22 protein-coding genes and 1 pseudogene are annotated in these 26,235 nt (G+C 72.7%); 14 read left to right on the plus strand and 9 right to left on the minus strand.

What is annotated here, in order from left to right:
* Positions 1 to 101: 101 nt before the first annotated feature.
* Positions 102 to 761 carry a bifunctional 4-hydroxy-2-oxoglutarate aldolase/2-dehydro-3-deoxy-phosphogluconate aldolase gene (eda, locus tag AAH979_RS18865; RefSeq protein ID WP_346259431.1) on the minus strand — a complete coding sequence of 220 codons (660 nt, stop codon included), beginning with the start codon at positions 759 to 761 and terminating at the stop codon, positions 102 to 104.
* 54 nt (positions 762 to 815) lie between these two features.
* Here eda and AAH979_RS18870 point away from each other — a divergent pair, with 54 nt between their 5' ends.
* The gene (locus tag AAH979_RS18870) at positions 816 to 1,739 is read left to right on the plus strand and encodes an IclR family transcriptional regulator (protein ID WP_346259432.1); all 924 of its coding nucleotides are present in this window, start codon (positions 816 to 818) and stop codon (positions 1,737 to 1,739) included.
* 245 nt (positions 1,740 to 1,984) lie between these two features.
* Positions 1,985 to 3,121: a cellulose binding domain-containing protein gene (locus AAH979_RS18875; protein WP_346259433.1), complete on the plus strand. Its 1,137-nt coding sequence runs from the start codon at positions 1,985 to 1,987 to the stop codon at positions 3,119 to 3,121.
* 98 nt (positions 3,122 to 3,219) lie between these two features.
* On the opposite strand, the gene AAH979_RS18880 is transcribed toward AAH979_RS18875, so the two are convergent.
* Both AAH979_RS18880 and AAH979_RS18885 read right to left on the minus strand, forming a co-directional pair.
* The gene (locus AAH979_RS18880) at positions 3,220 to 4,221 is read right to left on the minus strand and encodes a hypothetical protein (RefSeq protein WP_346259434.1); all 1,002 of its coding nucleotides are present in this window, start codon (positions 4,219 to 4,221) and stop codon (positions 3,220 to 3,222) included.
* 185 nt (positions 4,222 to 4,406) lie between these two features.
* Entirely contained in the window at positions 4,407 to 5,195 is a 789-nt protein-coding gene (locus AAH979_RS18885; protein ID WP_346259435.1) for an aldo/keto reductase, read from the minus strand.
* Between the two features lie 74 nt (positions 5,196 to 5,269).
* Here AAH979_RS18885 and AAH979_RS18890 point away from each other — a divergent pair, with 74 nt between their 5' ends.
* The 3 genes from AAH979_RS18890 to AAH979_RS18900 all read left to right on the plus strand — a co-directional run bounded on the left by AAH979_RS18890 (position 5,270) and on the right by AAH979_RS18900 (position 9,365).
* Positions 5,270 to 6,367 (plus strand): DNA polymerase ligase N-terminal domain-containing protein, encoded by a 1,098-nt coding sequence (locus tag AAH979_RS18890; protein WP_346259436.1) that lies wholly within the window; start codon positions 5,270 to 5,272, stop codon positions 6,365 to 6,367.
* Between the two features lie 151 nt (positions 6,368 to 6,518).
* A complete protein-coding gene (locus AAH979_RS18895; protein ID WP_346259437.1) occupies positions 6,519 to 7,721 on the plus strand; it encodes a threonine synthase in 1,203 nt (400 codons plus the stop codon).
* Between the two features lie 147 nt (positions 7,722 to 7,868).
* Positions 7,869 to 9,365 carry a hypothetical protein gene (locus AAH979_RS18900; protein WP_346259438.1) on the plus strand — a complete coding sequence of 499 codons (1,497 nt, stop codon included), beginning with the start codon at positions 7,869 to 7,871 and terminating at the stop codon, positions 9,363 to 9,365.
* 16 nt (positions 9,366 to 9,381) lie between these two features.
* Here the strand turns inward: AAH979_RS18900 and AAH979_RS18905 are convergent, their stop codons facing one another.
* A complete protein-coding gene (locus AAH979_RS18905) occupies positions 9,382 to 9,774 on the minus strand; it encodes a cupin domain-containing protein (RefSeq protein ID WP_107267926.1) in 393 nt (130 codons plus the stop codon).
* A 640-nt stretch (positions 9,775 to 10,414) separates the two neighbouring features.
* On the opposite strand from AAH979_RS18905, the gene AAH979_RS18910 reads away from it, so the two are divergent.
* On the plus strand, positions 10,415 to 10,876 hold the full coding sequence (locus AAH979_RS18910; protein WP_346259439.1) for a fibronectin type III domain-containing protein: 462 nt from the start codon (positions 10,415 to 10,417) through the stop codon (positions 10,874 to 10,876).
* Positions 10,877 to 11,002: 126 nt separating this feature from the next.
* Positions 11,003 to 11,857: pseudogene (locus tag AAH979_RS18915) on the plus strand (NAD-dependent protein deacetylase); the annotation flags it as partial.
* Positions 11,858 to 11,955: 98 nt separating this feature from the next.
* Here the strand turns inward: AAH979_RS18915 and AAH979_RS18920 are convergent.
* From AAH979_RS18920 to AAH979_RS18930, 3 genes are all read right to left on the minus strand, one after another.
* A complete protein-coding gene (locus tag AAH979_RS18920) occupies positions 11,956 to 12,879 on the minus strand; it encodes a DMT family transporter (RefSeq protein ID WP_346259440.1) in 924 nt (307 codons plus the stop codon).
* 256 nt (positions 12,880 to 13,135) lie between these two features.
* Complete coding sequence (locus tag AAH979_RS18925; protein ID WP_346259441.1) at positions 13,136 to 13,426, minus strand: adhesin; 291 nt, start codon at positions 13,424 to 13,426, stop codon at positions 13,136 to 13,138.
* Between the two features lie 337 nt (positions 13,427 to 13,763).
* Positions 13,764 to 14,837, minus strand: a complete 1,074-nt coding sequence (locus AAH979_RS18930) for an NAD(P)-binding domain-containing protein (RefSeq protein WP_346259442.1) — start codon at positions 14,835 to 14,837, stop codon at positions 13,764 to 13,766.
* 82 nt (positions 14,838 to 14,919) lie between these two features.
* Here AAH979_RS18930 and AAH979_RS18935 point away from each other — a divergent pair, with 82 nt between their 5' ends.
* From AAH979_RS18935 to AAH979_RS18955, 5 genes are all read left to right on the plus strand, one after another.
* Positions 14,920 to 16,230 (plus strand): phospholipase D-like domain-containing protein, encoded by a 1,311-nt coding sequence (locus AAH979_RS18935; protein WP_346259443.1) that lies wholly within the window; start codon positions 14,920 to 14,922, stop codon positions 16,228 to 16,230.
* A gap of 105 nt (positions 16,231 to 16,335) precedes the next feature.
* Positions 16,336 to 17,916 carry a malate synthase A gene (gene aceB / locus AAH979_RS18940; RefSeq protein ID WP_346259444.1) on the plus strand — a complete coding sequence of 527 codons (1,581 nt, stop codon included), beginning with the start codon at positions 16,336 to 16,338 and terminating at the stop codon, positions 17,914 to 17,916.
* 113 nt (positions 17,917 to 18,029) lie between these two features.
* Positions 18,030 to 19,496 (plus strand): FAD-linked oxidase C-terminal domain-containing protein, encoded by a 1,467-nt coding sequence (locus AAH979_RS18945; protein WP_346259445.1) that lies wholly within the window; start codon positions 18,030 to 18,032, stop codon positions 19,494 to 19,496.
* A gap of 3 nt (positions 19,497 to 19,499) precedes the next feature.
* On the plus strand, positions 19,500 to 20,891 hold the full coding sequence (locus tag AAH979_RS18950; RefSeq protein ID WP_346259446.1) for an FAD-binding oxidoreductase: 1,392 nt from the start codon (positions 19,500 to 19,502) through the stop codon (positions 20,889 to 20,891).
* Positions 20,891 to 22,366, plus strand: coding sequence for a heterodisulfide reductase-related iron-sulfur binding cluster (locus AAH979_RS18955; protein WP_346259447.1), 1,476 nt, complete (start codon positions 20,891 to 20,893; stop codon positions 22,364 to 22,366). Before AAH979_RS18950 ends, AAH979_RS18955 begins: the two co-directional genes overlap by 1 nt.
* Before the next feature lie 38 nt (positions 22,367 to 22,404).
* On the opposite strand, the gene AAH979_RS18960 is transcribed toward AAH979_RS18955, so the two are convergent.
* Positions 22,405 to 23,040, minus strand: a complete 636-nt coding sequence (locus tag AAH979_RS18960; protein ID WP_346259448.1) for a pyridoxamine 5'-phosphate oxidase family protein — start codon at positions 23,038 to 23,040, stop codon at positions 22,405 to 22,407.
* A gap of 65 nt (positions 23,041 to 23,105) precedes the next feature.
* Complete coding sequence (locus tag AAH979_RS18965; protein WP_346259449.1) at positions 23,106 to 24,050, minus strand: LLM class F420-dependent oxidoreductase; 945 nt, start codon at positions 24,048 to 24,050, stop codon at positions 23,106 to 23,108.
* Between the two features lie 291 nt (positions 24,051 to 24,341).
* Between AAH979_RS18965 and AAH979_RS18970 the strand changes: the two genes are divergently transcribed.
* Together AAH979_RS18970 and AAH979_RS18975 are read left to right on the plus strand one after the other, a co-directional pair.
* On the plus strand, positions 24,342 to 25,358 hold the full coding sequence (locus AAH979_RS18970) for an ABC transporter substrate-binding protein (RefSeq protein WP_346259450.1): 1,017 nt from the start codon (positions 24,342 to 24,344) through the stop codon (positions 25,356 to 25,358).
* 1 nt (position 25,359) lies between these two features.
* The gene (locus AAH979_RS18975; RefSeq protein WP_346259451.1) at positions 25,360 to 26,181 is read left to right on the plus strand and encodes an ABC transporter permease; all 822 of its coding nucleotides are present in this window, start codon (positions 25,360 to 25,362) and stop codon (positions 26,179 to 26,181) included.
* Positions 26,182 to 26,235: the final 54 nt, after the last annotated feature.

The raw sequence follows: 26,235 nt of genomic DNA on the forward strand, positions 1-26,235 counted from the left end.
GGCCGGACGGCGCGGGGACGGCGGTCAGCGGTGGAGGGTGCGGGACGGGAGCCGAGTCGGGCAGGCGCGGGCCGGGTCGGGTCGGGTCGGGCTGGTCGGGCTCAGCCGGCGGAGCGGCTGGCCTCGACGGCGGCGGCGGTCAGCCGGGTGACCTCGTCCCAGCGCCCCTCGGCGAGCAGCGCGGGGGCGACCATCCAGGTGCCGCCGACGGCGAGCACGGCGGGCAGTGCCAGGTAGTCGGCGAGGTTGCCGGTGTTGACGCCGCCGGTCGGGATGAACCGGACCGACCGGAACGGGGCGGCCAGCGCCTTGACCATGCCGACCCCGCCGAGCTGCTCGGCGGGGAAGAACTTGACCGTGTCCAGTCCGGCGTCCAGCGCCATCTGGATCTCGGTGGCGGTGGCGGCGCCGGGAAAGACCGGCAGCCCGCGCTCCTGGCAGTGCCGTACCACCGCGGGTGAGAAGCCGGGGCTGACCACGAACCGGGCGCCCGCCTCGGCGGCCTGGTCGACCTGGGCCGGCGTCAGCACGGTGCCGGCGCCCACCAACAGGTCGGGGCGCTCGGCCATCGCCCGGATGGCGTCGGCGGCGGCGGCCGTCCGGAAGGTCACCTCGATGGCCCGCAGGCCGCCCTCGGTGAGCGCGGCGGCCAGCGCCGGCGCCGAGGCCGCGTCCTCGAGGACCACGACCGGCAGGATCCGGGTCGCCGCGATGGTCTCTGGTACGCCGGCAATCTGTTCATCATGTTGAACGCTGGTCACATACGCGACCCTACTGCGCTCCCGGACACTGTCAAGCCGACTAGAGTGGCCGGCATGACGACGGGTACGACCAGCGGCGCGGAAATCCGGCCGGGCCCGGCCGGCCAGCCCGTACCCGGCCGGTCGGACCAGGCCGGCCCGGCACTGACCGGCCGGTCGGAGCAGGCCGCCCGGACGGTGCCGTCCGGCGCCACCGCTCCGCTCGGGGCGGTCGAGGCGTTCCAGCCGGTGAAGTCGGCCGGCCGGACCCTCGACGTGCTGGAGGCGCTGGCCGACTCGCCGCAGCGCCGCTCCCTGGTCGAGCTGGCCCGCGCGCTGGGGATCCCGAAGAGCAGCCTGCACGGGCTGCTGCGCACGATGATCCAGCGCGGCTGGGTGGAGGCGGACGCCACCGGCACCCGGTTCGGGCTGGGCGTACGCGCCCTCCAGGTCGGTGCCGCCTATCTGGAGGCGGACGACGCCACCGGCCTGCTGGCCGGGGTGCTCGACGACCTGGCCGGCCAGTTCGGCGAGACCGTGCACCTGGGCCGGCTGGACGGGCCGCACGTCGTCTACCTGGCCAAGCGAGAGTCGGTGCACCGGCTGCGGCTGTACAGCGCGATCGGCCGGCACCTCCCGGCGCACGCGACCGCGCTGGGCAAGGCGCTGCTGGCGCAGCGCACCGACGAGGCGGTGGACCGGCTGCTGAACTGGCCGCTGCCCGCGCTCACCCGACACACCATCACCGACCCGGAACTGCTGCACGCGGAGTTGGCCTCGGTGCGGGACCGGGGCTACGCGGTGGACCGCGAGGAGAACACCGAGGGCATCGTCTGCTTCGCGATGGCGGTGCCGCTGCACTCCCCGGCCGTGGACGCGATCAGCCTCTCCGTGCCGGCGACCAGGCTCGACGCGGACAGCGAGGAGCGGATCGTCGCCGCGCTGCACGGCGCGGTCCGGCAGGTGCGGGCCGCCCGCGCCCTGCTGGCCGGCGCCTGACCCGGCCACCGCCGCCGGTCGCCCTGCTTTCCGGTACGCCGTTCAGCCCGGCTGCGTTACCGCCATAACCGGCTCATCGACATGAACGACACCGGGGCGACTCTCGCCCAGTTGCTTTCCGATTTCAAGCATGTAAATGTGTCTCTGGCTGCCATGGGAGCGCTCCCTCGCACCACCCCGCCGCACCGCCCGGTACCTCGCGGCACCGCACCACTCCACGGACACCCACCACGCCAAGGAGCATCATGAGACGTTCCGTCCCCGTCTTCGCGGCGGTCGCCGGCCTGCTGGCCAGCGCCGCCATCGCCGTACTCAGCGCCGCCGGCCCCGCCCAGGCCGACGTCCAGATCTGCGAGCAGTACGGCTCGACCACCATCCAGGGCCGGTACGTGGTCCAGAACAACCGCTGGGGCACCACCGCCCAGCAGTGCATCAACGTCACCGACACCGGCTTCTCCATCACCCGGCAGGACGGCCAGGGCAACACCAGCGGCGCCCCCGTCTCGTACCCGTCGGTCTTCCTCGGCTGCCACTACACCAACTGCTCGCCCGGGACCAACCTGCCGATGCAGGTGAGCCAGATCAGCAGCGCCAGCAGCAGCATCAACTACAACTTCGTCAGCGGCGCCACCTACAACGCCTCGTACGACATCTGGCTGGACCCGACACCGAAGCGGGACGGCGTCAACCAGATGGAGATCATGATCTGGTTCAACCGGCAGGGCTCGATCCAGCCGATCGGCTCCTCGGTCGGCAGCGCCACCGTCGCCGGGCGTACCTGGGACGTGTGGCGCGGGAGCAACGGCTCCAACAACGTCATCTCGTACCTCGCGCCGTCCCCGATCAACAGCTGGAACTTCAGCGTGCTGGACTTCATCAACGACGTCCGCAACCGGGGTGCCATCACCAACTCGTGGTACCTGACCAGCATCCAGGCCGGCTTCGAGCCGTGGATCGGCGGCACCGGTCTCGGCGTGAACTCGTTCTCCGCGTCGGTGAACGGCGGCGGCAACCCGCAGCCGAGCAACCCGCCCACCAGCCAGCCGACCAACCCGCCGGGCGGCACCCCCTGCCGGGTCGCCTACACGGCGAACTCCTGGAACAACGGGTACACCGCGTCGGTCACCATCACCAACACCGGCTCCAGCACCATCAACAACTGGTCGCTGACCTACAACCTGCCGTCCGGGCAGCAGGTCGGCAACGCCTGGAACGCCACCGTCACGCAGAGCGGATCGGCGGTGACCGCCCGCAACATCAGCTGGAACGGCACCATCGCACCGGGCGGCACGGCCTCGTTCGGCTACCAGGGCACGTTCAGCGGCACGTACTCCTCACCGACGTCGTTCAGCCTGAACGGCTCCCCCTGCACCCGCGCCTGACCCCTGCCTGACCCGCTCCCATCCAGCCGCCCCGTCCCGGGCACAGCTCCGATCGTGTGCTCCTACCACCCCGGCGGGGTGGTAGGAGCACCCGCCGGTCAGCGGGTGGTGGGGCCGGGGCCCAGGTGGAGGCGTTGGCCGGGGAGGTGGGGGTGCAGCGTGCGGGGGTCGGCGAAGACCACCCGGCTCAGGTCGTGCCCGCCGGGGTCGCCGGCCAGCACGCCGGGCACCGCCGACAGCATCGCCGAGCCGGCTGGCGGCACCGTGGGCAGCGCACCCGGTTGCCCGGGCGGCAGCACCGGTGCCAGGGCGCAAAAGGCCGCGCGTACCCGGTCGGCGCGGTAGTCGGCCGGATCGTCGGTCGCCCGGAGCAGTACACCGCCGTGCCGCAGCGGGCGTACCTCGGCGAAGGCGCCGCTCGCCCGGAGCCGCTCCGGCCCACCCAGCTCGGCGACCAGTTCCCGGGGACAGACCGTCACCCACTCGTAGCCGCGCAGGTGCGTACGGCTCAGCTCGGCGGAGGATTCCGCGGACCGGCCGAGCGCCGCGTCCAGCATCGTCGCCGGGGAGAGCAGGCCGGCGTTGACCACAATCTCGCCGTACGCCGGGTCCGTCGCGTCGCTGACCAGCTGGGCCAGCTCGACCAGGGCCGGCAGCACCAGCGGCAGCCCTCCGGACCGTCCCTCGAAGCCGATCGAGATCTGCAGCCGGACGTGCCGCCGACCGGCGAACCGGGCCAGGAAGACGTCCAGTTCGGAGGCGATCGCGGTCGGCGCGACGTCGAACCACCTGGCCGAGAGCTGGGCGAAGTCGGCGGTGATCCCGTCCACCCAGCGTCCCGGCCGGCGGCGCCGCCCCCGCCCAGCGGCGTCCTGCTCGAACGCGGTCAACGAGGTGGTCGGGGCGGCGGCGCCGACCGGATGGACGAACGGCAGCAGCATCCGGCACACCTCGTCGTGCCACCAGCGGGCAAACGTTCCCAGCCAGCCCGGATCCTCGGCCCGGTCGAGGTAGAGCAGCCAGGTGACGAAGTCCGGCTCCGGCCCGTTCTCCTCCGGCCCGGGTTGGCCGAGGCCGCCGCCGAGCAGTTGGTCGTACATCCCGCACCTTCCCCTCGCGCCGCCACGCCGGGTCGACGGCCCCGTGGGCCGGACGGCGCGTGCGCGCGGTGCCCCGGGCGGCGGCTGCCGGTCAGGGTAGTCGCTCGGCGACGCGACGGCTCAGCGGCTCAGCCGGGGAATGCGGGGCTCAGTCCCGGGACGCGGCGGGTCGGGAGTGTGGCGGGTCAGCGGCCCATCGCGTCGAGCTGGCGCAGCTCGCTCTCGCTCAGCGCGAAGCCGAAGAGGTCGAAGTTCTCCTGGATCCGGGACGGCGTGCCCGACTTCGGGATCACCACGATGCCGTGGTCGATGTGCCAGCGGAGCACCACCTGGCCCGGGGTGACCCCGTGCCCGCGGGCGATCTCCCCGAGTACCGGGTCGTCCAGGTCGGTGGTCTTCAACGGGCTGTACCCCTCCAGCACCACGCCCCGCTCCCGGTGCTCGTCGAGCCGGCGCGGGTCGTGCAGTGCCGGACCCCAGCGGACCTGGTTCACCGCCGGAGCCTCCTCGGTCGCCTCGATCAGCATGTCGAGCTGGCCGGTGCCGTAGTTGCTCACCCCGACCGTCCGGGCCAGACCCTCGTCCCGGACGGCCAGCAGCTCCCGCCAGCTCGCGATGCTGGCCCGGTCCTGCGAGGGCGGCCAGTGGATCAGCCACAGGTCGACGTACCCGGTGTCGAGCGCGGCGAGGCTGGCCGCGATGGTCTGCCGCTCCCGACCGGCCTGCTCCGGCGGAAGCTTCGTGGTGACGAAGATGTCCTCCCGGGGCACTCCGCTGTCCCGGATCGCCCGGCCCACCTCGTCCTCGTTGCCGTACATGGTGGCGGTGTCGAGGTGCCGGTAGCCGACGTCGAGCGCCTCCCGGACGGCGTCGTAGGCGCGGCGACCGTGAAGCTGCCAGGTGCCGAAGCCGAGCAGCGGCATCCGGACCTCGCTCGGCAACGTGACGGTGGGCTGGTCGATCGCAGAGGTCATGGTGGGTTTCTACCCGGGTACGCCCTGACCATGCATTCCGGCATCCGGCGCCGGATCGGCGGAGAATGGCCGGCATGGGTGACCGGCTGGACGAGTACCGGCGCAAGCGCGACCGGGCGCGCACGCCCGAACCGGTGCCGGAGCCGGAACCGGGCGCGGAGCCGGCCGCGGCGCGCCCCGGGAACCGGTTCGTCATCCAGCAGCACCACGCCCGGGCGCTGCACTGGGACCTGCGGCTGGAGCGGGACGGGGTGCTCGCCTCCTGGGCGGTGCCGCGCGGGCTGCCGCGCGAGCCCGGGCGCAGCCACCTCGCGGTGCACACCGAAGATCATCCACTGGAATACCTGGAGTTCTCGGGCGAGATCCCGGCCGGCGAGTACGGCGGCGGCCGGATGACCGTCTTCGACCGGGGCGACTACACCTGCGAGAAGTGGCGCGACGACGAGGTGCTGGTGGCGCTGCGCGGCGGGAAGGTCTCCGGGCGTTACGTGCTGTTCCGGGCGGCCCGGGGCGGCGAGTCGGGCCGGGCCGGCACCGGGCGCAGCGAGCGGGACTGGATGGTCCGCCGGCTGGATCCGGCACCGCCGGGTTGGCAGTCGATGCCGGAACGGGTCCGCCCGATGCGCGCCGCCACGGCGGCGAAGCTGCCGGCCGACGACGCGGCCTGGGGTTACGAGATGCGCTGGGACGGCCTGCGGGCCATCGGGTACATCTCCGGCGGCCGGCTCCGGCTCCGCTCCGGCGAGGACGACGACCTCACCTCGGCGTACCCGCAACTGCGGGAGCTGGCCGAGGCGCTGGCTCCCACCGAGGCGGTGCTGGACGGCGAGCTGGTCAGTTTCGACCGGGCCGGTCGGGTACGCCCGGCGGCGCCCCGCTCGGCTGGCCAGCGCCCTCCGGCCCGGGACGGCAGCCAGTACCTCATCTTCGACCTGCTCTGGCTGGAGGGGACGAGCAGCCTGGACCTGCCGTACGCCCAGCGCCGTGAACTCCTCGACGGCCTGGCCCTGTCCGGGCCGCACTGGCAGACGCCCCCGTACTTTCCCGGCGGTGGCCGGTACGCCCTCGACGCGAGCCGCGAGCAGGGGCTGGCCGGCGTGCTGGCCAAGCGGCTGGACGCCGGATACCTGCCGGGCCGGCGCAGTCGGCACTGGCTCGCCGTCGACAACTGACCCGACGCCCGCGACGCCACTTTCGGCACCGGCGGTGCCCGACTTCCCGGTGGCCGGGGCGCGAAAGAGTGATCGAACACGCGGCCGTTACCGCGCGGGCCGGCCGCCCGGCAGGGATCATGGGAGAAACCGAGGTATCGGAGGCCGCCCGGTGTATCTGACGCACCTGCACTGCCCGCGCTGCGACACCCGCTACCCCGCGGACCGCCCGCAGAACCTCTGCTCGTGCGGCTCGCCGCTGCTGGCCCGGTACGACCTCGCCGAGGTGCGCAAGGCGGTGGACCCGGCCGCGCTGGCCGGGCGGTCGGCCGACCTCTGGCGCTACCGCGAACTGTTGCCGGTCGCCGAGGACCGGCACGTCACCACGTTCGGCGAGGGCTGGACCCCGCTGCTGCCGGCAGCCCGGTACGGCGAGTCGGTCGGCGTACCGGGTCTGCTGATCAAGGACGAGGGGCTGGTGCCGACCGGCTCGTTCAAGGCCAGGGGCGCCGCCGTCGGGGTGTCCCGGGCCCGCGAACTGGGCATTCGGCACGTGGCGATGCCGACCAACGGGAACGCCGGTGCCGCCTGGGCCACCTATGCCGCCCGGGCCGGACTGCGGGCCACCATCGCCATGCCGCTCGGCGCGCCCACCATCACCCGCCGGGAGTGCGTGGCGGCCGGTGCCGAACTGCACCTGATCGACGGCCTGATCGGCGACGCCGGCCGGTACGTCGGAAAACTGATCGCCGGCTCGGGCGGCTCACCGGACGGGGAGATCTTCGACGTCAGCACCCTCAAGGAGCCGTACCGGCTGGAGGGCAAGAAGACCATGGGGTACGAGATCGTCGAGCAGCTCGGCTGGCGGGTGCCCGACGTCATCGTCTATCCGACCGGCGGCGGGGTGGGGCTGATCGGCATCCACAAGGCACTGCACGAGATGCGGGACCTCGGCTGGATCGGCGACACCCTGCCCCGGCTGGTCGCCGTGCAGTCCACCGGCTGCGCCCCGATCGTGCGCGCCTTCGGCGCCGGTGCGACCCGGGCCGAGCCGTGGGCCGACGCCTGGACCGTCGCCTTCGGCATCAACGTGCCGGCGCCGCTCGGCGACGAGCTCATCCTCGACGCGCTCCGGGACACCGCCGGTACGGCGGTCGCCGTCGACGACGAGGCGATCCTCGCCGACCTGCACGACTTCGGCGCCCGGGAGGGTCTGCTGCTCTGCCCCGAGGGAGCCGCCTGCCTCACCGCCGTCCGGCAGCTACGGGCCGGCGGCTGGATCCGCGCCGACGAGCGGGTGGTGGTGCTGAACACCGGCGCCGGGCTGAAGTACCCGGAGACCGTCGACGTGGACAGCCTGCCGGTGGCGGGATGACGTCGGCGATCTCCCGGTCGCGGCGCGACCTCGGCGACCTCCCGGTGACCGCACCCCGGCGGGTCGGCGCCGGTGGCCGGACCGGGGGCGGCGAGGTGGACCGAAATTTGACAACGACGGCGTACTGGCACTAGGCGTTGAGTGGTTATGTCTCACGCCGCGAAGCGCGTCCGGGCGACCGGATCGAGCGAACCAGTTGACGTACCGGAGCACCTCGGCGAGGCCGACGCGGAGACCTGGCGCGGCGCGGCCGCGATCCTGGCCACCAACTGGACCGGCACCCACACGGTGCCGTCCCGTACCCTCTATCCGCACCAGTGGAGCTGGGACGCCGGCTTCATCAGCATCGGGCTGGCCCACGTCGCACCGGACCGCGCCTGGCGCGACCTGCGCAGCCTGTTCGCGGCGCAGTGGCCGGACGGGCGGGTACCGCACATCGTCTTCGACCCCGGGGTCACCGAACGCGACTACTTCCCGGGCCCGACCTTCTGGACCGGCGGCAGTCCACCCCGCCCGGGTGGCGTGACGCACGACGGCGACCTCCCGGCCGCCAGCGTCGGTACGGCATCCGGCGGACTCCCGAGCCCCAACGGCAGGGCGGCGTCCGGCGGCATCGGCGCGTCGGGCAACGGTGCCGGGCCGGTCAGGCTGAGCAGCGGGATAGTCCAGCCACCGGTGCACGCGGTCGGCGCCTGGGAGGTCTATCGGCGCGCGCCGGACGAGGCGGCCACGGCGGAACTTCGCTGGCTCTATCCGCGACTCGTCGCCCAGCAGGAATACCTGGCCACCGCCCGGGACGTCGGCGGCGCCGGGCTCGCCGCGATCGTGCACCCGTGGGAGTCCGGGCTCGACAACAGCCCGTGCTGGGACGAGGCGCTCGGCGCCGTACCGGTGGCGGCGGAGGTGTTGCGCCGGTACGTCCGGCGGGACAACCAGGTCGTCTCCTCCGACCACCGCCCCACCGACGACGACTACGCCCGCTACCTGGCCATCGCGCTGTCGTACCGGGACGGGGGTTACCGGGACGCGGATCTGGCGGTACGGCATCCGTTCCTCGTCGAATGCCCCGGGTTCAACGCGCTGCGTGGCGCGGCCGAGCTGGCGCTGGCCCGGATCGCCGAGGTGGTCGGCGCCGACCCGGCACCGCACCGGGACCAGGCCGCCGAGATCACCCGGCAACTGCTGGACCGGCTCTTCGTCCCGGCCACCGGGATGTTCCACGCGCTGGACGTCCGGACCGGCCGGCACAGCCCGGCCCGGTGCGTCAACGGGCTGCTGCCGCTGGTCCTGCCGGGGCTGCCGGCCGCGCAGGTGGCAAGCCTGGTGGCCGCGCTGGAGTCGACCCGGTTCGGGGTCGGTCCCATGCCGGTACCCAGCTACGACCGCTCCGCCGTCGACTTCGACCCGTTCCGGTACTGGCGCGGACCGGTCTGGTTCAACATCAACTGGCTGCTCCGGTCCGGACTGCGTACGCACGGCCGGGACGGGCTGGCCGACAAGCTGCGCTCGGCACTGCTCGACCTGGCCCGGAACTCCGGCTACTACGAGTACTTCCACCCCGACAGCGGTGCCGGGATCGGCTCTGCGGCCTTCAGCTGGACGGCCGCGCTCACCCTCGATCTCCTCGCGGAACCGATGGACTGACGCGGCCGTACCCCGGTCAGCTCGTCGGCGGCTCGTCCTTGCCGGCCTCCTCCATCGCGTCGGCTTCCTCCTTGGTGTGGTGCACCGCCTGGTCGGCGTGCTCCGGAGGGCCGTAGATCGTGTAGAGCACCAGCGGGTTGGGGCCGGTGTTGACGAAGTTGTGCTTCCGCCCGGCCGGTACGACCACCAGGTCGCCCTGGGTCACCTTGCGGGTCTGGCCGCTGACCCGGGCCTCCCCGGTGCCGCTGACGAAGGTGAGGATCTGGTCGATGTCCTCATGCACCTCCTCGCCGATCTCGCCGCCCGGCGGGATCGTCATGATGACCAACTGGGTGTGCTTGCCGGTCCACAACACCCGGCGGAAGTCCGGGCTCTCCTCGGCGACGGTAGCGATCGTGAAGTGCTCCATGGCCCCCTCCTTACCCAGGAAGCGGGGCGTTGATTCCGCGCCTCCTGGGACGGGTGTGGCCGCTGGGACGGCCGACGAACCCACCCGGTTCAGCCCCTACCAGGTCCGGCCGGGCATCGGGTTTGCTTCCGGGCACGGTGGGAAACCCCACACCTAGCCGGAACGACCGACGAGGCGGACCGGTCGAGCCAGGTCCCCGCTGGCGTACCGCCGATGGGCTGCGCGGGCGGGAGACGGCCAGAGCGCGGCGACGCCAACGTTCCACCGGCGGCGCCGCGCGCTCGTGGCCGGCCCCGCTCCACCTGCGGCCAGGCCCCACCCGAAGCAGGCCGGTCCCCGCGGTGCCGGGCCGCACCGCGGGGACCGGGGGACGCCCGGCCGGTGGCGCGCCGGCCTGACGTCGGTGTGTGGTTCAGGGGGAGACGTACAGGTGGAACGCCTGGTCCGCGCGGCGATACCTGCCCGGTCGACATTACTCTCAGTCAACATTCGACCACACTTAGTACGCCTGTCCGATCGAGGACACGGGCTGCGACCCGACCGGAGGCGCCACCTCTGGACAACGGGGGAGCCGACATAGTTTGATAACTGTCAATAGGGGCCGGGCGCTGGAGCAGTCGTACTCAGAAAGGCTCTCACCATGCTCGGACGCAAGCTGCCCACCCTCCTGCACACCGCCCTCCTCACCGTGGCCGCCCTGCTGGCCCTGCCGGGTGCCCCCGCGCAGGCCGATCCACTGATCCCGCTCCCGCCGCCCGGCCAACCGGTGGCCACCGGCATCACCCCGACCGGCGCGACGCTGACCTGGGCGCCGTCCGCCGGTCCGGTCTTCCGGTATTCCATGCAGCGGTTGGTGGACGGCGAGTGGCAGGGCTTCTCCTCGATGCCGTCCACCACCGTCACCTTCGTCGCGCTGACCCCGGGCACCGAGTACACCGTGGCGGTCCGCGCCGCCGCGCTGGTCGGCTCGGGCTACACCCTGAGCCCGCTCTCCGAACCGCTCACCTTCAGCACCCCGCCGGCCGAACCGGCAGCGGACGGGACCGCACCGTCGCCACCTCCGTCGGCCGGTACGGCACCTGCTCGGCGCACGGCACGCTGACCGGGGAGCTGGGCCGCACGGTTCCGGCTGAAGGGGCTCGGTGATCTGCGTTACCCCTGGCCGGTGCCGTACTCGCCACGCATCGGCGACTCGCCACGGCGGTGTGCGGCGAGGCAGCATGGACGGGTGGACAACCCGAGCGCCGAACGCTACGCCCCGCTGGCGCAACTGCTGACCGGTGGCGACGTGCTGGTGCTCAGCGGTGCCGGCCTGTCGACCGACTCCGGGATTCCCGACTACCGGGGGCCGAGCGGGGCGCTGCGCCGGCACACCCCGATGACGTACCAGGCGTTCGTCGGCGACCCGGTGGCCCGGCGCCGCTACTGGGCGCGCAGCCACCTCGGCTGGCGTACCATCGCCCGGGCCACCCCGAACGCCGGGCACCGGGCGGTCGCCGAACTCGACCGGCGCGGGCTGCTGGCCGGCATCCTCACCCAGAACGTGGACGGCCTGCACCAGGCGGGCGGCGCCCGGTCCGTGGTCGAACTGCACGGCAGCCTGGCCCGGGTGATCTGCCTGGGCTGTGGCGAGACCACCGACCGCGAGACGCTGGACCGGCGGCTGCGGCTCGCCAATCCCGAGTTCGCCGCCCGGTCCGACACGGTGAACCCGGACGGCGACGTCGAGCTGCCGGACGAGCTGGTCGAGGGCTTCCAGACCGTGGACTGCCAGGCGTGCCCGGGCGGCATGCTCAAGCCGGACGTGGTCTTCTTCGGCGAGTCCGTACCGCCGGACCGGGTCCGGACCTGCTTCGAACTGGTCGAGCGGGCCCGGCTGCTGCTGGTGCTCGGCTCCTCCCTGACGGTGATGTCCGGCCGCCGGTTCGTGATCCGGGCCGCGAAGCTCGACATTCCGGTGGTGATCGTCAACCAGGGCCCGACCCGGGGCGACGACTACGCCGAGCTGACCATCGACGCACCGCTCGGCCAGGTGCTGCCGGAGCTGGCCCGGCTCGCCGGCCCGGCCCGCCGCACCGCGGCGGCGGGCACGCTCGTTGAAGTCCCGTCGTCTCCCTCCCCCGTCCCCGCCCTGGCGCGGTCCCGGGCCGGAGACGGGGCGGTGGACGTCGGCCCGCGACTCTACGCCGGCGCGACCGGCGACCGGGCGGCGAGCACCACGGCCGTACCGAGCAGCGCCGCGCCGAGCAGGCCGACCGGGCCGAGCCGGTCACCGAGCAGCAGCGCGGCGAGTACCGCGCCGACCAGCGGCTCCAGCAGCGCCAGCAGCGCCGCGGTGCCGGGCCGGACGGTACGCAGCCCGCGGAAGTAGAGCAGGTACGCCACCGCGGTCGGCCCGGTGCCCAGCGCGACCAGCAGCCCGAGGGCGGCGGGACCGGGCGGGAAACCGAGCCCCACCGTGCCGGCGGCCAGTGCCGCCACCAGCAGCCCGCCGAGGGTGAAGCCGTACCCGGTGCCGGCGAGTTCGTCCAGTCCCGGCACCGGCCGGGCCCCGACCAGGGTGATCGCGGCGAATCCGGCGGCGGAGACCAGTGCGAGCAGCGCGCTGGAGAGCACCGCGAGTGCCCCGAAGCCGCCGGCCGGCAGCCCAACCAGCAGCACCAGCCCGGCCACCGCCAGCGCGCAGGTTCCGGCGGTACGCCGGTCCACCCGGCGCTGGCCGGCGACCGCCTCGGCGCCGAGCACCAGCAGTGGGGCGGCGCCGATGGTGACCAGGGTGGCGAGGCTGACCGAGGTCAGCGACACCGCGCCGAAGTAACAGACCTGGTAGAGCCCGGCCAGTACGCCGAAGACGGCGATCCGGGTCCAGGCCGCCCGGCCGCGCGGCGGGCGGCGTCCGGTGAGGGCGAGGAAGGCCACGATCAGGATCCCGCCGACGGCCAGCCGGTATCCGGCGACCGCGACCGGAGAGAGCCCGGTGTGCCGACCCAGCAGGCTGCCGGTGAGCCCACCGGTGCCCCAGAGGGTGCCAGAGACGATCAGAAACCACAGGCCGGCACCGGACCGGTGGCGCACGGCGGCCAGTGGTGCGGAAGAGGTGTGCATGAGGGTTCGCGCTCCTGCGACGAGAGGGGGAAATGGTCGCGGAAGCGGGGCGAGCCCAGGATCACCCGACAGGAAACAGCGCACCGGCCGGATCGGCACGACGCGCTGGGGTTGTCGCCCCGCTCAGAGGCGCGGGGGCGGGGTGATCGGGAAGCAGCGATGCACGGCTGGACTGTACCTGACCAGGACCGGGCCACCCGCCGGTGATCCCAGCCGGCGGGAGGCCCGATCCAGGTCGAAGGTCCGGGCTACGGCGTCAGGTCGTCGGGCCCTGCTCCGCGAAGCCGAACTGCACCGCACCCTGTGCGTCCACCGCGGCGTCCAGGGCCTTGTCGTCGAGAATCTGCGCGGCCTGCGGGTCGAGGAAGACCCGGGCGCCGTCGCTGTCCACCACCTGGTCACCCTGGGCGGGGCTCTCCGCCAGGGTGAGGTTGAGCGACCCGGCGGTGAGGTCGCTGGCGATACGCAGGCCGGCGCCGTCCGGCACCTCCTGTTGTGCGGTCAGGTCCCGGATCACGAGTACGGCGTTCTCGGTCATGGTGAGCATGCAGACTCCTCGTGGATTTTCGTGTGCTCGGCCCGTGCGCCCATCCGGCGGGCGTGCCCCGGGCACCCGCGTCAGGCCAACTGGGCCCTACAGCGCGACGGCCATCGGTCATGTAGCCAGCCCGTTCGTCTGGTCCACCCGCTGCGCGGACCGGGCTGACGCCTGGGTACGGCCGGTGCACGTCGCGCCGAGCCCCCAACTCGTGGCGACAGGCCGTACTTGCCCTACGTTGCCGCTTCCAGCCCGATTCGTCAAATGCGGTGAGCCGCCCGGCGGGGCGTGTTAGGGCGCTCCGCCGGTCCGCTCGGCAGGACGTTTCAGCAGGTCAGCGCGGCATTCACGCCGGAGCCGGAACTGCGTCGAGCAGCCGCCTTATCTCCCGTACGGCGGACCGGCCGGCCCGGTTCGCGCCGATCGTGCTCGCCGACGGTCCGTACCCGATCAGGTGCACCCGGTCGTCGGCGACCACCCGGGTCCCGTCCATCACAATTCCTCCGCCCGGCCCTCGCAACCGCAGCGGCGCGAGATGGTCGAGGGCGGCCCGGAATCCGGTGCACCAGAGGATCACGTCGGCGGCGAAGCTGGTGCCGTCGGGCCAGACGACGCCGTCCGGGGTGATCCGGGCGAACATCGGCAGCCGGTGCAGCAGGCCCTGTGCCCGCATCCGGCGCAGTTGCTCCGTCCACACCAGACCGGTCGCGGCGACGACACTGGCCGGCGGCAGTCCGGCCCGGACCCGGGCGTCGACCCGGGCGACCGCGGCCCGACCCCACTCCGGGGTGTACGCACCCTCGACGATCACCGGCGGCCGTCGGGTGACCCAGCGGGTCTCGGCGGCGACCGTGGCGATCTCGTCCAGCAACTGGAGGGCGGAGGTGCCGCCGCCGACCACCACCACCCGGCGGCCGGCGAACTCGGCCGGTCCCCGGTAGTCGGCGGTGTGCAACTGCCGGCCGGCGAACGACTCCTGGCCGGGATAGTACGGCCAGAACGGGTGCCGCCAGGTCCCGGTCGCGTTGACCAGCGCCCGGGTACGCCATCGCCCGGCGTCGGTCCGCACCTCGAGTCGGCCGTCGTCCCGGTCGTGCACCGCGGTCACGTTCACCGGGCGGTGCACCGGCAGGCCGAACTCCCGCTCGTACCCGGCGAAGTAGTCCGCGACCACCTCGGCGGCCGGCCGGTCCGGATCGACCTCGCCGAGCGCTCGGCCGGGCAGGTCGTGCACGCCGTGCACGGCGGACATCCGCAGCGTCGGCCAGCGGTCCCGCCAGGCGCCGCCCGGTCCGGCGCCGCCGTCCAGCAGCACGTAGCCGGTCTCCGGCGCGAATCCGCTCCGGCCGAGGAAGTAGCCGGCGGAGAGTCCCGCCTGACCGGCCCCGATCACCACCACGTCCACGTCCCGACCGCTCACCTCCGGGGCAACCGCGCCGGGCGGCCGATCCGTACCGGGAACGGAGGTTCCGTCGGTCACAGTTCGGTGCAATCATCTAGCCATGCGGATGCGTAGATTTTCGCCACGTCTGGTCGCCCGGTCGGCACTCGTCTTCATCCTCGCCGCCGGCACGCTCGGGGCACCGGCGCTGGGCGCGGGGCCGGCCAGCGCGGCCGAGCCGGATCCGACGATGAACGACGCGGTCTTCAACCGGCCGACCGGCACGGCCGCGCAGCAGAACGCGATCTTCATCCAGCTCGCCCGGATCATCGACCGGGTACCGGCCGGCGGCGAGATCCAGATGTCCTGGTTCGGGTTCGGCGTCACCGACGTCACCGACTCGGAGACCACTCCCGACCTGCCCGGACGGCTGCTGAACGCGCACCAGCGGGGGGTACGCGTCAAAATCATCCTGGATCACGAGCAGGTCAGCCAGCGGCCCTACCAGCGGCTGCTCCCGGTGCTCGGCAGCAACGACACCGCCGGGTCGTACATCGTGCACTGCGCCGACCAGTTCCCCAGCGCCGACCGGGGCTGCATCGGCACCCGCCGGATCGACTACACCGACTCGTCGGTGACGGCCTACAACCACAACAAGTTCCTGATCGCGTCCAGCATCGTGCTCAACAGCGGCTCGACGGTGTCCAACGTGGTCTTCCAGGGCTCGGCGAACCTGGGCTGGTGGGACGCGAACGAGGCGTACAACAACGGGCTGACCTTCAGCGACGCCACCACCTACCAGGCGTACCGGCAGTACTTCGCGGACCTGCGGTCGTACCGCTACAACTCGGCCGGCAACAACAACTACTACTGGGGCACCCCGACCGGTACGACGTACCGGGCGTACTTCTTCCCCCGGCGGGAGCGCTCCGGGCAGCCGGTCAGCGACCCGGCCACCGACACCATCGTCAGCGTGCTCGACTCGGTCGCCTCCTGCTCGTACGACGACAACGGCACCCGCCGGCAGACCGACGTACGGGTCAACATGTTCTCGTTCAACCGCCCCGAGGTGGCCAAGAAGCTCACCGCGCTGCGCAACGCCGGCTGCTGGGTCGACGTCGTCTACAGCGAGGCGAACGCCGGGGTGCTGAACGCGCTGGGCAGCAACGTCCAGCTCACCCGGTGCAACTACAACGTCGGGCCGGGCCGGGACATCCGGACGCACAACAAATACATGATCATCGACGGCGCGTACGACGACGACATCGTGCCCCGGGTCTTCACCGGCAGCCACAACTACAACGTCTCCGCGCTGCGCCAGGCCGACGAGGCGATGCTGCGGGTGATGGGCCGGGGCATCCACGACGACTACCTCAGCGACTTCTGGCACGTCCGGGACACCTGCCGGGCCAACGGCGGCGCGATCCGCTGAGCCGGTGCACCACCGCGATCCCCGTGATCCGGGTCGAGCACGCCGGGCCGGAACGCCCGGGGCGCCGTACCCTGATCACGGGGATCATCTACGAGGAGGTCGGCGATGAAGCTGCCGCAGGGCGTCCAGGTCACCGGACCGATGAACGACCGCTACCAGGAGATACTCACTGGCGAAGCGCTCGACTTCGTGGCCCGGCTGCACCGGTCGTTCGACGGCCGCCGCCGGGAACTGCTGGCGCTGCGCGACGACCGGGCGGCGGCGCTGGCCGCCGGCGGCACCCTCGACTTCCTGCCCGAGACGGCGGAGATCCGGGCCGGTGATTGGCGGGTCGCCGAGCCGGCACCCGGGCTGGTCGACCGGCGGGTCGAGATCACCGGGCCGACCGACGCCAAGATGACCATCAACGCGCTCAACTCCGGCGCCAAGGTCTGGCTCGCCGACCACGAGGACGCCAACACCCCGCTCTGGCGCAACGTGGTCGAGGGCCAGCTCAACCTCCGGGACGCGATCGCCCGCAAGCTGGAACTGCGCACGCCGGAGGGGAAACACTACCGGCTGCGCGACGGCGAGCTGGCGACCATCGTGGTCCGGCCGCGCGGCTGGCACCTGCCGGAGAAGCACATCCTGGTCGACGGCGAGCGCACCTCCGGCAGCCTGGTCGACTTCGGCCTCTACTTCTTCCACTGCGCCCGGCCGCAGCTCGACGCCGGCTCCGGCCCGTACTTCTACCTGCCCAAACTGGAGAGCCACCTGGAGGCGCGGCTCTGGAACGACGTCTTCGGAGCCGCCCAGGAGTGGCTCGGCATCCCGCGCGGCACGATCCGGGCCACCGTGCTGATCGAGACCTTCCCGGCCGCCTTCGAGATGGACGAGATCCTCTACGAGCTGCGCGAGCACTCCGCCGGACTGAACGCCGGCCGCTGGGACTACATGTTCAGCGTGATCAAGAAGTTCCGTACCCGGGGTGCCGACTTCCTGCTGCCGGACCGGAACGCGGTGACGATGACCGCGCCGTTCATGCGGGCGTACACCGAACTGCTGGTCCGGACCTGTCACCGGCGCGGCGCGCACGCGATCGGCGGGATGGCCGCCTTCATCCCCAGCCGGCGGGACCCGCAGGTCAACGAGACCGCCCTGGCAAAGGTCCGGGACGACAAGACCCGGGAGGCGAACGACGGCTTCGACGGCTCCTGGGTGGCCCACCCCGACCTGGTGCCGGTCTGCCGCGAGGTCTTCGACCGGGTGCTCGGCGACCGGCCGCACCAACTCGACCGGACCCGCGACGAGGTACGGGTCAGCGCGGCGCAACTGCTCGACGTGGCGGCCACCCCCGGCGCCCCGACCGAGGCGGGGCTGCGAAACGACGTCAGCGTCGGCATCCAATACCTGGCGAGCTGGCTGGCCGGCTCCGGCGCGGTCGCCATCTTCAACCTGATGGAGGACGCGGCGACCGCCGAGATCTCCCGCTCCCAGGTCTGGCAGTGGCTGCACAACGACGTCACGCTGGACACCGGCGTCCGGGTGACCCGGGAGCTGGTCGAGCGGATCGCCGACGAGGAGATCGCCAAGCTCGGCGCCGACCCCGACCGGTACGCCGAGGCACGCGGGCTGTTCATGGAGGTCGCCGTGGCGGACGAGTTCGTCGACTTCCTCACCCTGCCCGCGTACGAGCGGATGCCCTGAGCCGGACACACCTGAACGGAAGCGGCGTAGAAGTGCCCTGAGACCCGACGCGTGGCGGCCGAGGCGCGCAGGCGGCGCCGGCCACCGCGCCGCGCAGAGACCGGAGGTCGACGATGCCCCGACCCCAGATCGAGAGGTTGGCCGCCGAGCTGCGCGGCGTTCTCGGTGACGAGCAGGTGATCGACGACCGGGCCCGGTTACGGACCTACGAGTGCGACGGGCTGGCCCAGTACCGGGTGGTGCCGGCGCTGGTGGTGCTGCCGCGGACCGCCGGAGAGTGCGCCCTGGTGGTCCGGGCCTGTGTGGCCGCCGGGGTGCCGTTCGTGGCCCGAGGCTCCGGCACCGGGCTCTCCGGCGGCGCCCTGCCGCACGCCGACGGGGTACTGATCGTCACCTCCCGGCTGCGCACCATCCGGGAGGTGCTGCCGGCCGACGAACGGGCCGTGGTCGAGCCGGGCGTGATCAACCTGGCGGTCACCCGGGCCGCCACCCCGTACGGCTACTACTACGCCCCCGACCCGTCCAGCCAGCAGATCTGCTCGATCGGCGGGAACGTGGCGGAGAACTCCGGCGGGGCGCACTGCCTGAAATACGGCTTCACCACCAATCACGTACTCGGGTTGGAGGTGGTCACCCCGGACGGCGACCTGGTCCGGCTCGGCGGGGCGGCACCGGACAGCCCCGGCTACGACCTGGTCGGCGCCTTCGTCGGCTCGGAGGGCACCCTCGGGATCGCCACCGAGGTCACCGTCCGGCTGGTCCGGCTGCCGGAGTCGGTGCGTACCCTGCTCGCCGCCTTCGCCAGCACGGACGCGGCCGGGGCGGCGACCTCGGCGATCATCGCCGCCGGGGTGGTGCCGGCAGCGGTGGAGATGATGGACGCGCTCGCCATCGAGGCGGCCGAGGCGGCGGTGCACTGCGGCTATCCGGCCGGCGCGGGCGCGGTGCTGATCGTCGAACTGGACGGCCCGGCCGCCGAGGTCGAGGCGCAATTCGCCGAGGTGGAGCGGCTCTGCCGGGCCAACGCCGCGTTCGAGATCCGGATCGCCGCCGACGACGCCGAGCGGGCACTCTTCTGGAAGGGCCGCAAGTCGGCGTTCGCCGCCGTCGGCCGGATCAGCCCGGACTACATCGTGCAGGACGGGGTGATCCCGCGTACCGCCCTGCCGGAGGTGCTGCGCCGGATCGGCGAACTCGCCGCCGAGCGCGGTATCCGGGTGGCGAACGTCTTCCACGCCGGAGACGGCAACCTGCATCCGCTGGTCCTCTTCGACGACGCGGTGCCCGGGCAGGCCGAACGCGCCGAGGAACTCTCCGGCGCCATCCTCGACCTCTGCGTCGCGTACGGCGGGTCGATCACCGGGGAGCACGGCGTCGGGATGGACAAGGCGAAGTACCTGCCCCGGATGTACACCGACGACGACCTGGACACCATGCAGTTGCTGCGCTGCGCCTTCGACCCGCGCTCGCTGGCCAACCCCGGCAAGATCTTCCCCACTCCCCGGCTCTGTGGCGAGGTGCCCGGCCGGCGCAAGGGTCCCCATCCACTCCAGGAGGCCGGTCTCGCGGAGGTGTTCTGACCCATGCCCGGACCCGACACCACCACCGCGCACCTCGACACGCTCCGGGCCGCGATCGCCGCGGCCGGGGACGACGGGCCGGCGACATCCTCCGGCACCCGCCCGAACGGTGCCCGTCCGGCCGGCACCCACCCCGACCGCGCGACCCGCGACGGCACGGCCGGGGTCGACTTCCCACTGGTCCGGCCGGCCGGGCCGGCGGACGCGATCGGCGGCGTACCGGCCCGGATCGTCGCGGCGCCCGGCTCGACCGCGCAGGCGGCGGCGCTGCTGCGGGCCGCCGCCGGGCTCGGGCTCAGCGTGGTCTTCGCCGGCCGCGGCAGCAGGTCGGACTGGGGCAACCCGCCGCGCAGCCTCGACCTGGTGGTGGAGACCCGGCGGCTCACCGGAGTGGTCGAGCACGCCGCCGGCGACCTGATCGTGGTGGTCGGGGCCGGCACCCCGCTGGCCGAACTCCAGCACGCGCTCGCTCCGGCCGGGCAGCAGCTCGGGCTGGACGATCCGGTCGGCGGCGCCACCGTCGGCGGCGCGGTCGCGGTGAACGGCAGCGGGCCGCGCCGGATGCTCTACGGCACCCTCCGGGACCTGCTGATCGGGGTCACCCTGGTCCGCGCCGACGGGGTGGTGGCGCACGCCGGGGGCAAGGTGGTGAAGAACGTCGCCGGCTACGACCTCGGCAAGCTCGTCACCGGGGCGTACGGCACGCTCGGGCTGGTCACCGAGTGCGTGTTCCGGCTGCACCCGGTGCCGGCCGCCCGGTCGTACGTGCGCTGCCCGGTCACCGCCGCCGGGGCAGACGGGCTGGCGCGGGTCGGCCGACTGCTCCGTACCGTGCTCGGGGCCCAACTGGTGCCGGCCGCCCTGGAGGTCGAGGCGCCGCCGGAGGGCGGTTACGACGTGGTGCTGCTGCTGGAGGGGACGCCTGCCGGAGTCGCCGGAAGGGCCGAGGCCGCCGCCCGGCTGCTCGGTGCCGAGGCGCTGCCCGGCACGGCGGCGCCACCCTGGTGGGGGCGGTACCCGTGGCAGCCCGGCGACACCGGGCTCAAGCTCACCGGGGTGCTCTCCGGGGTACCCGACCTGCTGGCCGCGGGCCGGGCGGCGGCCGACCGGCACGACGTGCCGATCGGGGTACGCGGCTCGGCCGGCACCGGGGTGCTCTACGCCGGCCTGCCGGCGGCGGCCCCGCCGGACCGGGTGGCCCGGGTCGTCGAGGAGCTGCGGGGTGCCGCCACCGAGGCCGGTGGGCACGCCGTGGTGCTGACCGCGCCGGACCGGGTCCGGGACCGGGTCGACCTGTGGGGGCCGGTGGAGGGGCTGGAGCTGATGCGCCGGGTCAAGCAGCGGTTCGATCCCGACGCGCGGCTGGCGCCCGGACGCTTCGTGGGAGGAATCTGATGACGTCACCCGACCCGCTCCCGCCCGGATCCGCCGCAGCCGGTGCCAGCCCGCCGGCGCCGGAGGCGCCGTCCCCGGGCGGTACCCGGCCGGCCAGCGCGCCCCGGGACGTGCTCGGGCTGCTCGGGCCGGCGCCCGGCGGGCCCGCCTTCGACGGGCACCGGCCGCCGCCGGCCGACCTCGTCGCCGACTGCGTGCACTGTGGATTCTGCCTCCCCACCTGCCCGACGTACGTGCTGTGGGGCGAGGAGATGGACTCGCCCCGGGGCCGGATCCACCTGATGCGGCAGGGCCTGGAGGGCGAACCGCTCAGCGACTCGATGGTGGGGCACTTCGACGCCTGCCTGGGCTGCATGGCCTGCGTCACCGCGTGCCCCTCGGGGGTCCGCTACGACACGCTGATCGAGAACACCCGGCAGCAGGTGGAGCGCCGGCACCACCGACCCGCCCGGGAGCGGGCGCTCCGGGCCGCCGTCTTCGCGCTCTTCCCGTACCCGAAGCGGCTGCGGCTGCTGCGCGGACCGCTGCGGGCGTACCAGGCCAGCGGGCTGCGTCGCCTGGTGGCCAGGAGCGGGCTGCTGCCCCGGCTGGCGCCGACGTTGGCCACCCTGGAGTCACTGGCACCCCGGCTCACCCGGGCGCCGAAGCCACCCGACCGGGTACCGGCGTACGGGCCGCGCCGGGCGGTGGTGGGGATGCTCACCGGGTGCGTGCAGAGCGCCTTCTTCCCCGGGGTGAACGCGGCGACGGCCCGGGTGCTGGCCGCCGAGGGCTGCGAGGTGGTGATCAATCCGGGCCGGCAGGGCTGCTGCGGCGCGCTGAGTGTGCACAACGGACGCGAGGCGGAGGCGCAGGCGTTCGCCCGGAACCTGATCGACGCCTTCGCCGACACCGGCATCGACTACTTCGTGGTCAACGCGGCCGGCTGCGGCTCGTCGCTGAAGGAATACGGCCAACTGCTCGCCGACGACCCGGCCTACGCCGAGCGGGCCGCCGGGTTCGCCGCCCGGGTACGCGACCTCGCAGAACTCCTCGTCGAACTCGGTCCGGTCGCCCGACGGCACCCGCTGCCGGTCAGCGTCGCCTATCACGACGCCTGCCATCTCGGGCACGCCCAAGGTGTGCGCAGTCAGCCCCGGGAGCTGCTGCGGGCCATTCCCGAGCTGGAGTTGCGGGAGATCGCCGACCCGGAGCTGTGCTGCGGCTCGGCCGGGGTGTGGAACATCCTCAACCCGGAGCCGGCGGCCCGGCTCGGCGAGCGCAAGGCCCGGGACGTGCTCGCCACCGGCGCCCGACTCCTGGTGACCGCCAATCCGGGCTGCCTGATGCAGATCACCGCCGCCATCCCCCGGCTCGTCGGTACGGCCTCGGCGGAGCCCGCCGGAGCCGGCGGTATCGCCGTGGCGCACACCGCGCAGGTACTCGACGCCTCCATCCGGCGGCTGCCGGTCGAGCGGCTGCTCTCCACCCGCTGACGGCGGTTCCCCGGCCGATCGGCCGACCGCACGTGGGATCAGCCCTGGTAGAGCCGGCGAGCGTACTCGGCGCCGTAGTAGCGCTCCAGTTCCTCCAGCGATTCCTCGGTCTGCTGGACCCGCTTGACGATCTGCGGCTGCGGCGGCAGCGCCTCCGGATGCCAGGTCTCCGGCCGCCACAGCGACGACCGCATGAACGCCTTGGCACAGTGGAAGAAGATCTGTTCGATCTCGACGACCAACGCCAGGATCGGGCGGTGCCCCTTGACGATCATCTCGTCGAAGAACGGCGCCTCCCGGACCAGCCGGGCCCGACCGTTGATCCGCAGCGTCTCGCCCCGGCCAGGAATCAGATAGATCAGCCCGACGTGCGGGTTCGCCAGGATGTTGCGGTAACCGTCCGCGCGCCGGTTGCCCGGCCGTTCCGGAATGGCGATCGTGGTGTCGTCGAGCACCAGGGTGAAGCCGGCCGGGTCGCCCTTGGGCGAGACGTCGCAGTTGCCGGCCGGGTCGGCCGTGGCCACCAGGCAGAACGGCGAGGCGGCCAGCCACTCGCGGTCGATCTCGTGCAGTCGTACCCGCTCCTTGGTCACCGCCCGTGGCATCGGCTCGCCGAGCAGCTCCCGCAGCTCGGCCTCGGATGTGACCTCCACCAGCTCCGCCGGCACCGTCATGCCCACCTCCCGCGTCGGTGGCCCCACCCAGCCGACGACTTCCTGCCGACGTCGTGAGCCGGGCCTTATTTTACGAGCTTCGGCAGCACCTCGGCGGCGATGAGTTCCAGGTGGTCGAGGTCGTTGAGGTCGGTCAGGCGCAGGTGCACCCGGGTGGTGCCGACCTCGGCGAACTCGCCGATTCGCTCGACGAGCCGGGCCGGCGAACCGGCCACCGGGTCCTCCGGTGGCAGGGCGCTCTTCTCGTGCAGCGGTGCGAGGCGCCGCCGTACCTCGGCATCGGTCCGTCCGATCGCCACCACGATTCCGGCGGACAGGACCAGCGGATCACGGCCGGTTGCCCGGCGGTCGAGCCGGTCGCACGCCTCGCGGACCCGCGCGTACGCCTCGGCGGTCTCCTTGACCGTCCGGAATGGCATGTTGAACTCGTCCGCGTACCGGGCGGCCAGCTCCGGCGTCCGTTTCGGGCCCCGGCCACCGACGATGATCGGCGGTCCTGGCAGCTGGACCGGTTTGGGCAGGCCGAGGGCGTCCTGTAGCTGGTAGTGGTCGCCGGCGTAGCTGAACCGGGAACCGGTCGGAGTGCTCCACAGCCCGGTAACGATGGCGAGCTGCTCCGCGAGCCGGTCGAACCGCTCGCCCACGGCCGGGAACGGGATCCCGAGCGCGCGGTGTTCCCGCTCGTACCAGCCGGCGCCGATGCCCAGGTCGACCCGGCCGCCGCTCATCTGATCGACCTGGGCGACCAGCACGGCGAGCGGGCCGGGTAGTCGGAACGTGGCCGAGGTGACGAGCGTGCCGAGCCGGATCCGCGAGGTCTCCCGGGCCAGACCGGCGAGGGTAAGCCAGGCGTCGGTAGGGCCGGGTAGCCCGGGGTCGTCGCCCATCGCCTGGTAGTGATCCGCCCGCAGCCAGCCGTCGAACCCGGAGTCCTCGGCCAATCGAGCCATCCGGAGCTGGTCGTCGTAGCTGGCGCCGCGGTGCGGCTCGGTGAAGATCGCTACGCGCATGTCATGCCCCTCCCGCCCCGGCGCGCCGGCGCCTCCCGCGCCATCGGCGGGCAGCAGTCCGGTAGTGGTTCACGCCATTGCCACCCGGCGGGCAAAGATTAGCCCCGCTCGCTGGTCCAGTGTGGCATTGCCCGGGTGTGGACCGGACCTCGCAGGCAGAGTGGCTTTCTCCTACGCTGTACGCGGGCTCTCCCGCCTTCCCCGCCCGGCCGCGCCGCCGCCAAACTCCCGTACTCAACCCCACCCCCACTCCGGACGGTCGGGCACCGCCGGATCGAAAGGAAGGTTCTCGTGAGACTCGCGCGTACGACCGCAGCCGCAGCTCTGGCCACGACATTGCTGCTCACCGCCGCCTGCTCGGACTCGTCCGGGGACGACAGCGACGGCGGCGGTTCAGGCTCCGTGCAGAGGGTGGCATACCTGACCAGTTTCGGGAACTTCGGGCGTGACGCGTACGCCTGGGTCGCCCTTGAAAAGGGGTACTTCCGGGAGGCTGGGTTCGAGGTGGACATCAAGCCTGGCAACGCCACCGCCGAGAACCTCAAGATGGTCGCCGCGGGGCGGGCCGCGTTCAGTCCGGTCGACCTCACCGGTTTCCTCCTCGCCGCCGGGCAGGGACAGGCCAAGGACGTCGTCGCGGTTGCCGCCATCCAGCAGAAGACCATGGCCGCGATCATGAGTCTGGAGGGCAACGGAATCGCCGTCCCGAAGGACCTGGAAGGCAAGACCCTGGCCGACAGCCCCAGTTCGGTTGTCCGGAACCTCTTCCCGACGTACGCCAAGCTCGCAAAGATCGACGAGAGCAAGGTCAAGTGGGTCAACGGCACCCCGCAGACCCTGATCGGCACGCTGGCCGGCGGGGGCGTCCAGGGCATCGGGCAGTTCGTGGTCGGCAAGCCCACCATCGAGGCCGCCGCGAAGGGCAGGAAGGCAGTCGTCCTGCCGTACAGCGACGTCATGCGAGACCTCTACGGCAACGTGCTGGTCACCTCCAAGAAGATCGCGACGGAGAATCCGGACATGGTCAAGCGGTTCACCGCTGCCCTGCTCAAGGGGCTGGAATACAGCATCGCGAACCCCGAGGAGTCCGGGGAGATTCTCCACAAGCACGTGCCGGCCGCGGCTGCCGCGCCGGCCGCCGCCGAGTTGGAGCTGATGGCCACGTACGTGGCCTCGGAGACCGGAATTGGTGGGATCGACCTGGGCCGGGTGGCCGGCAGCATCGCCCTGTTGGAGACCGCCGGGTCGATCCCCCCGGGTGTGACGCCGGAGCAGATCGTCGACGCCAGCCTGACGCCGAAGCCCTGAAATGGTCGAGGTTCGATCCGAGACGCGCGCGACCCGGGACCGGTGGAGCGCCGCCCGGGTGGCGTACGCCGGGGTATGGCCCCTCCTCGGGTTGCTGCTCGCGATCGCCACCTGGTGGCTCGTCACCACCGCGTACCCGCTCGTCCACCCGGCGGTCCTGCCGCCGCCGGCCGATGTTCTGGCCGCGTTCCGTCGCAAGCCGGGAGAGCTACTCGACGGCACCTGGACCACCACTGCGGAAACCGTGATCGGTTTCCTGCTCGCCACCGCCGCGGGAGTCCTGATCGGCATCTCCCTGGCCGCCTCACGCACGACCGAGCGGATGTTTTCGCCGCTGCTCGTGGCCGTCAACGCGGTCCCGAAGATCACTATTGCGCCGCTGCTGGTCATTGCCCTGGACTTCGGTCAGAAGCCGATCCTGACGATGGTCGTCCTGCTCGCGTTCTTCCCCATCGTCCTGGCCACGACGACCGGACTCACCACCACCCCCGCGGACCTGGCCGAGCTGGCCAGGTCCCTGGACGCCTCGCGCTGGCAGGCATTCTCCAAGGTTCGGTTCCCGGCCGCGCTGCCACAGATGTTCATCGGGCTGAAGGTCGCCATGCCGCTGGCGGCCATCGGCGCCGTCCTCGGTGAGTTCTACGCCGCGGACGGCGCGGGGCTGGGCTTCCAGATCCTTCAGTACAGCGGGGTCGCCGACAGCGCGACCGCCTGGGCCGCGATCATCCTGGTCGGAGCCATGAGCATCGTGCTCTACTACGCCCTGGTCGCGATCGAGTGGTTGGCCCTGCCGTGGGTACGGGAGACGACCTCGGCCCGTTGAGCGCCCGTCACCGGCCCACTGCGCGGAAAGGCCCCCTCTTATCGCACTCTGCCG

This window comes from Plantactinospora sp. ZYX-F-223, assembly GCF_039649625.1.
GTDB lineage: Bacteria > Actinomycetota > Actinomycetes > Mycobacteriales > Micromonosporaceae > Plantactinospora.

Excerpts from the sequence above, each read along its gene's own strand:
- AAH979_RS18905 (WP_107267926.1), bottom strand. The coding sequence starts at position 9,774 with ATGGAGCACTTCACGATCGCTACCGTCGCCGAGGAGAGCCCGGACTTC.
- AAH979_RS18935 (WP_346259443.1), top strand. The coding sequence starts at position 14,920 with ATGCGGATGCGTAGATTTTCGCCACGTCTGGTCGCCCGGTCGGCACTC.
- aceB (WP_346259444.1), top strand. The coding sequence starts at position 16,336 with ATGAAGCTGCCGCAGGGCGTCCAGGTCACCGGACCGATGAACGACCGC.
- AAH979_RS18885 (WP_346259435.1), bottom strand. The coding sequence starts at position 5,195 with ATGACCTCTGCGATCGACCAGCCCACCGTCACGTTGCCGAGCGAGGTC.
- AAH979_RS18910 (WP_346259439.1), top strand. The coding sequence starts at position 10,415 with ATGCTCGGACGCAAGCTGCCCACCCTCCTGCACACCGCCCTCCTCACC.
- AAH979_RS18900 (WP_346259438.1), top strand. The coding sequence starts at position 7,869 with ATGTCTCACGCCGCGAAGCGCGTCCGGGCGACCGGATCGAGCGAACCA.
- AAH979_RS18875 (WP_346259433.1), top strand. The coding sequence starts at position 1,985 with ATGAGACGTTCCGTCCCCGTCTTCGCGGCGGTCGCCGGCCTGCTGGCC.
- AAH979_RS18880 (WP_346259434.1), bottom strand. The coding sequence starts at position 4,221 with ATGTACGACCAACTGCTCGGCGGCGGCCTCGGCCAACCCGGGCCGGAG.
- AAH979_RS18870 (WP_346259432.1), top strand. The coding sequence starts at position 816 with ATGACGACGGGTACGACCAGCGGCGCGGAAATCCGGCCGGGCCCGGCC.
- AAH979_RS18890 (WP_346259436.1), top strand. The coding sequence starts at position 5,270 with ATGGGTGACCGGCTGGACGAGTACCGGCGCAAGCGCGACCGGGCGCGC.
- AAH979_RS18925 (WP_346259441.1), bottom strand. The coding sequence starts at position 13,426 with ATGCTCACCATGACCGAGAACGCCGTACTCGTGATCCGGGACCTGACC.
- AAH979_RS18955 (WP_346259447.1), top strand. The coding sequence starts at position 20,891 with ATGACGTCACCCGACCCGCTCCCGCCCGGATCCGCCGCAGCCGGTGCC.
- AAH979_RS18920 (WP_346259440.1), bottom strand. The coding sequence starts at position 12,879 with ATGCACACCTCTTCCGCACCACTGGCCGCCGTGCGCCACCGGTCCGGT.
- AAH979_RS18975 (WP_346259451.1), top strand. The coding sequence starts at position 25,360 with ATGGTCGAGGTTCGATCCGAGACGCGCGCGACCCGGGACCGGTGGAGC.
- AAH979_RS18950 (WP_346259446.1), top strand. The coding sequence starts at position 19,500 with ATGCCCGGACCCGACACCACCACCGCGCACCTCGACACGCTCCGGGCC.
- AAH979_RS18945 (WP_346259445.1), top strand. The coding sequence starts at position 18,030 with ATGCCCCGACCCCAGATCGAGAGGTTGGCCGCCGAGCTGCGCGGCGTT.
- AAH979_RS18960 (WP_346259448.1), bottom strand. The coding sequence starts at position 23,040 with ATGACGGTGCCGGCGGAGCTGGTGGAGGTCACATCCGAGGCCGAGCTG.
- AAH979_RS18965 (WP_346259449.1), bottom strand. The coding sequence starts at position 24,050 with ATGCGCGTAGCGATCTTCACCGAGCCGCACCGCGGCGCCAGCTACGAC.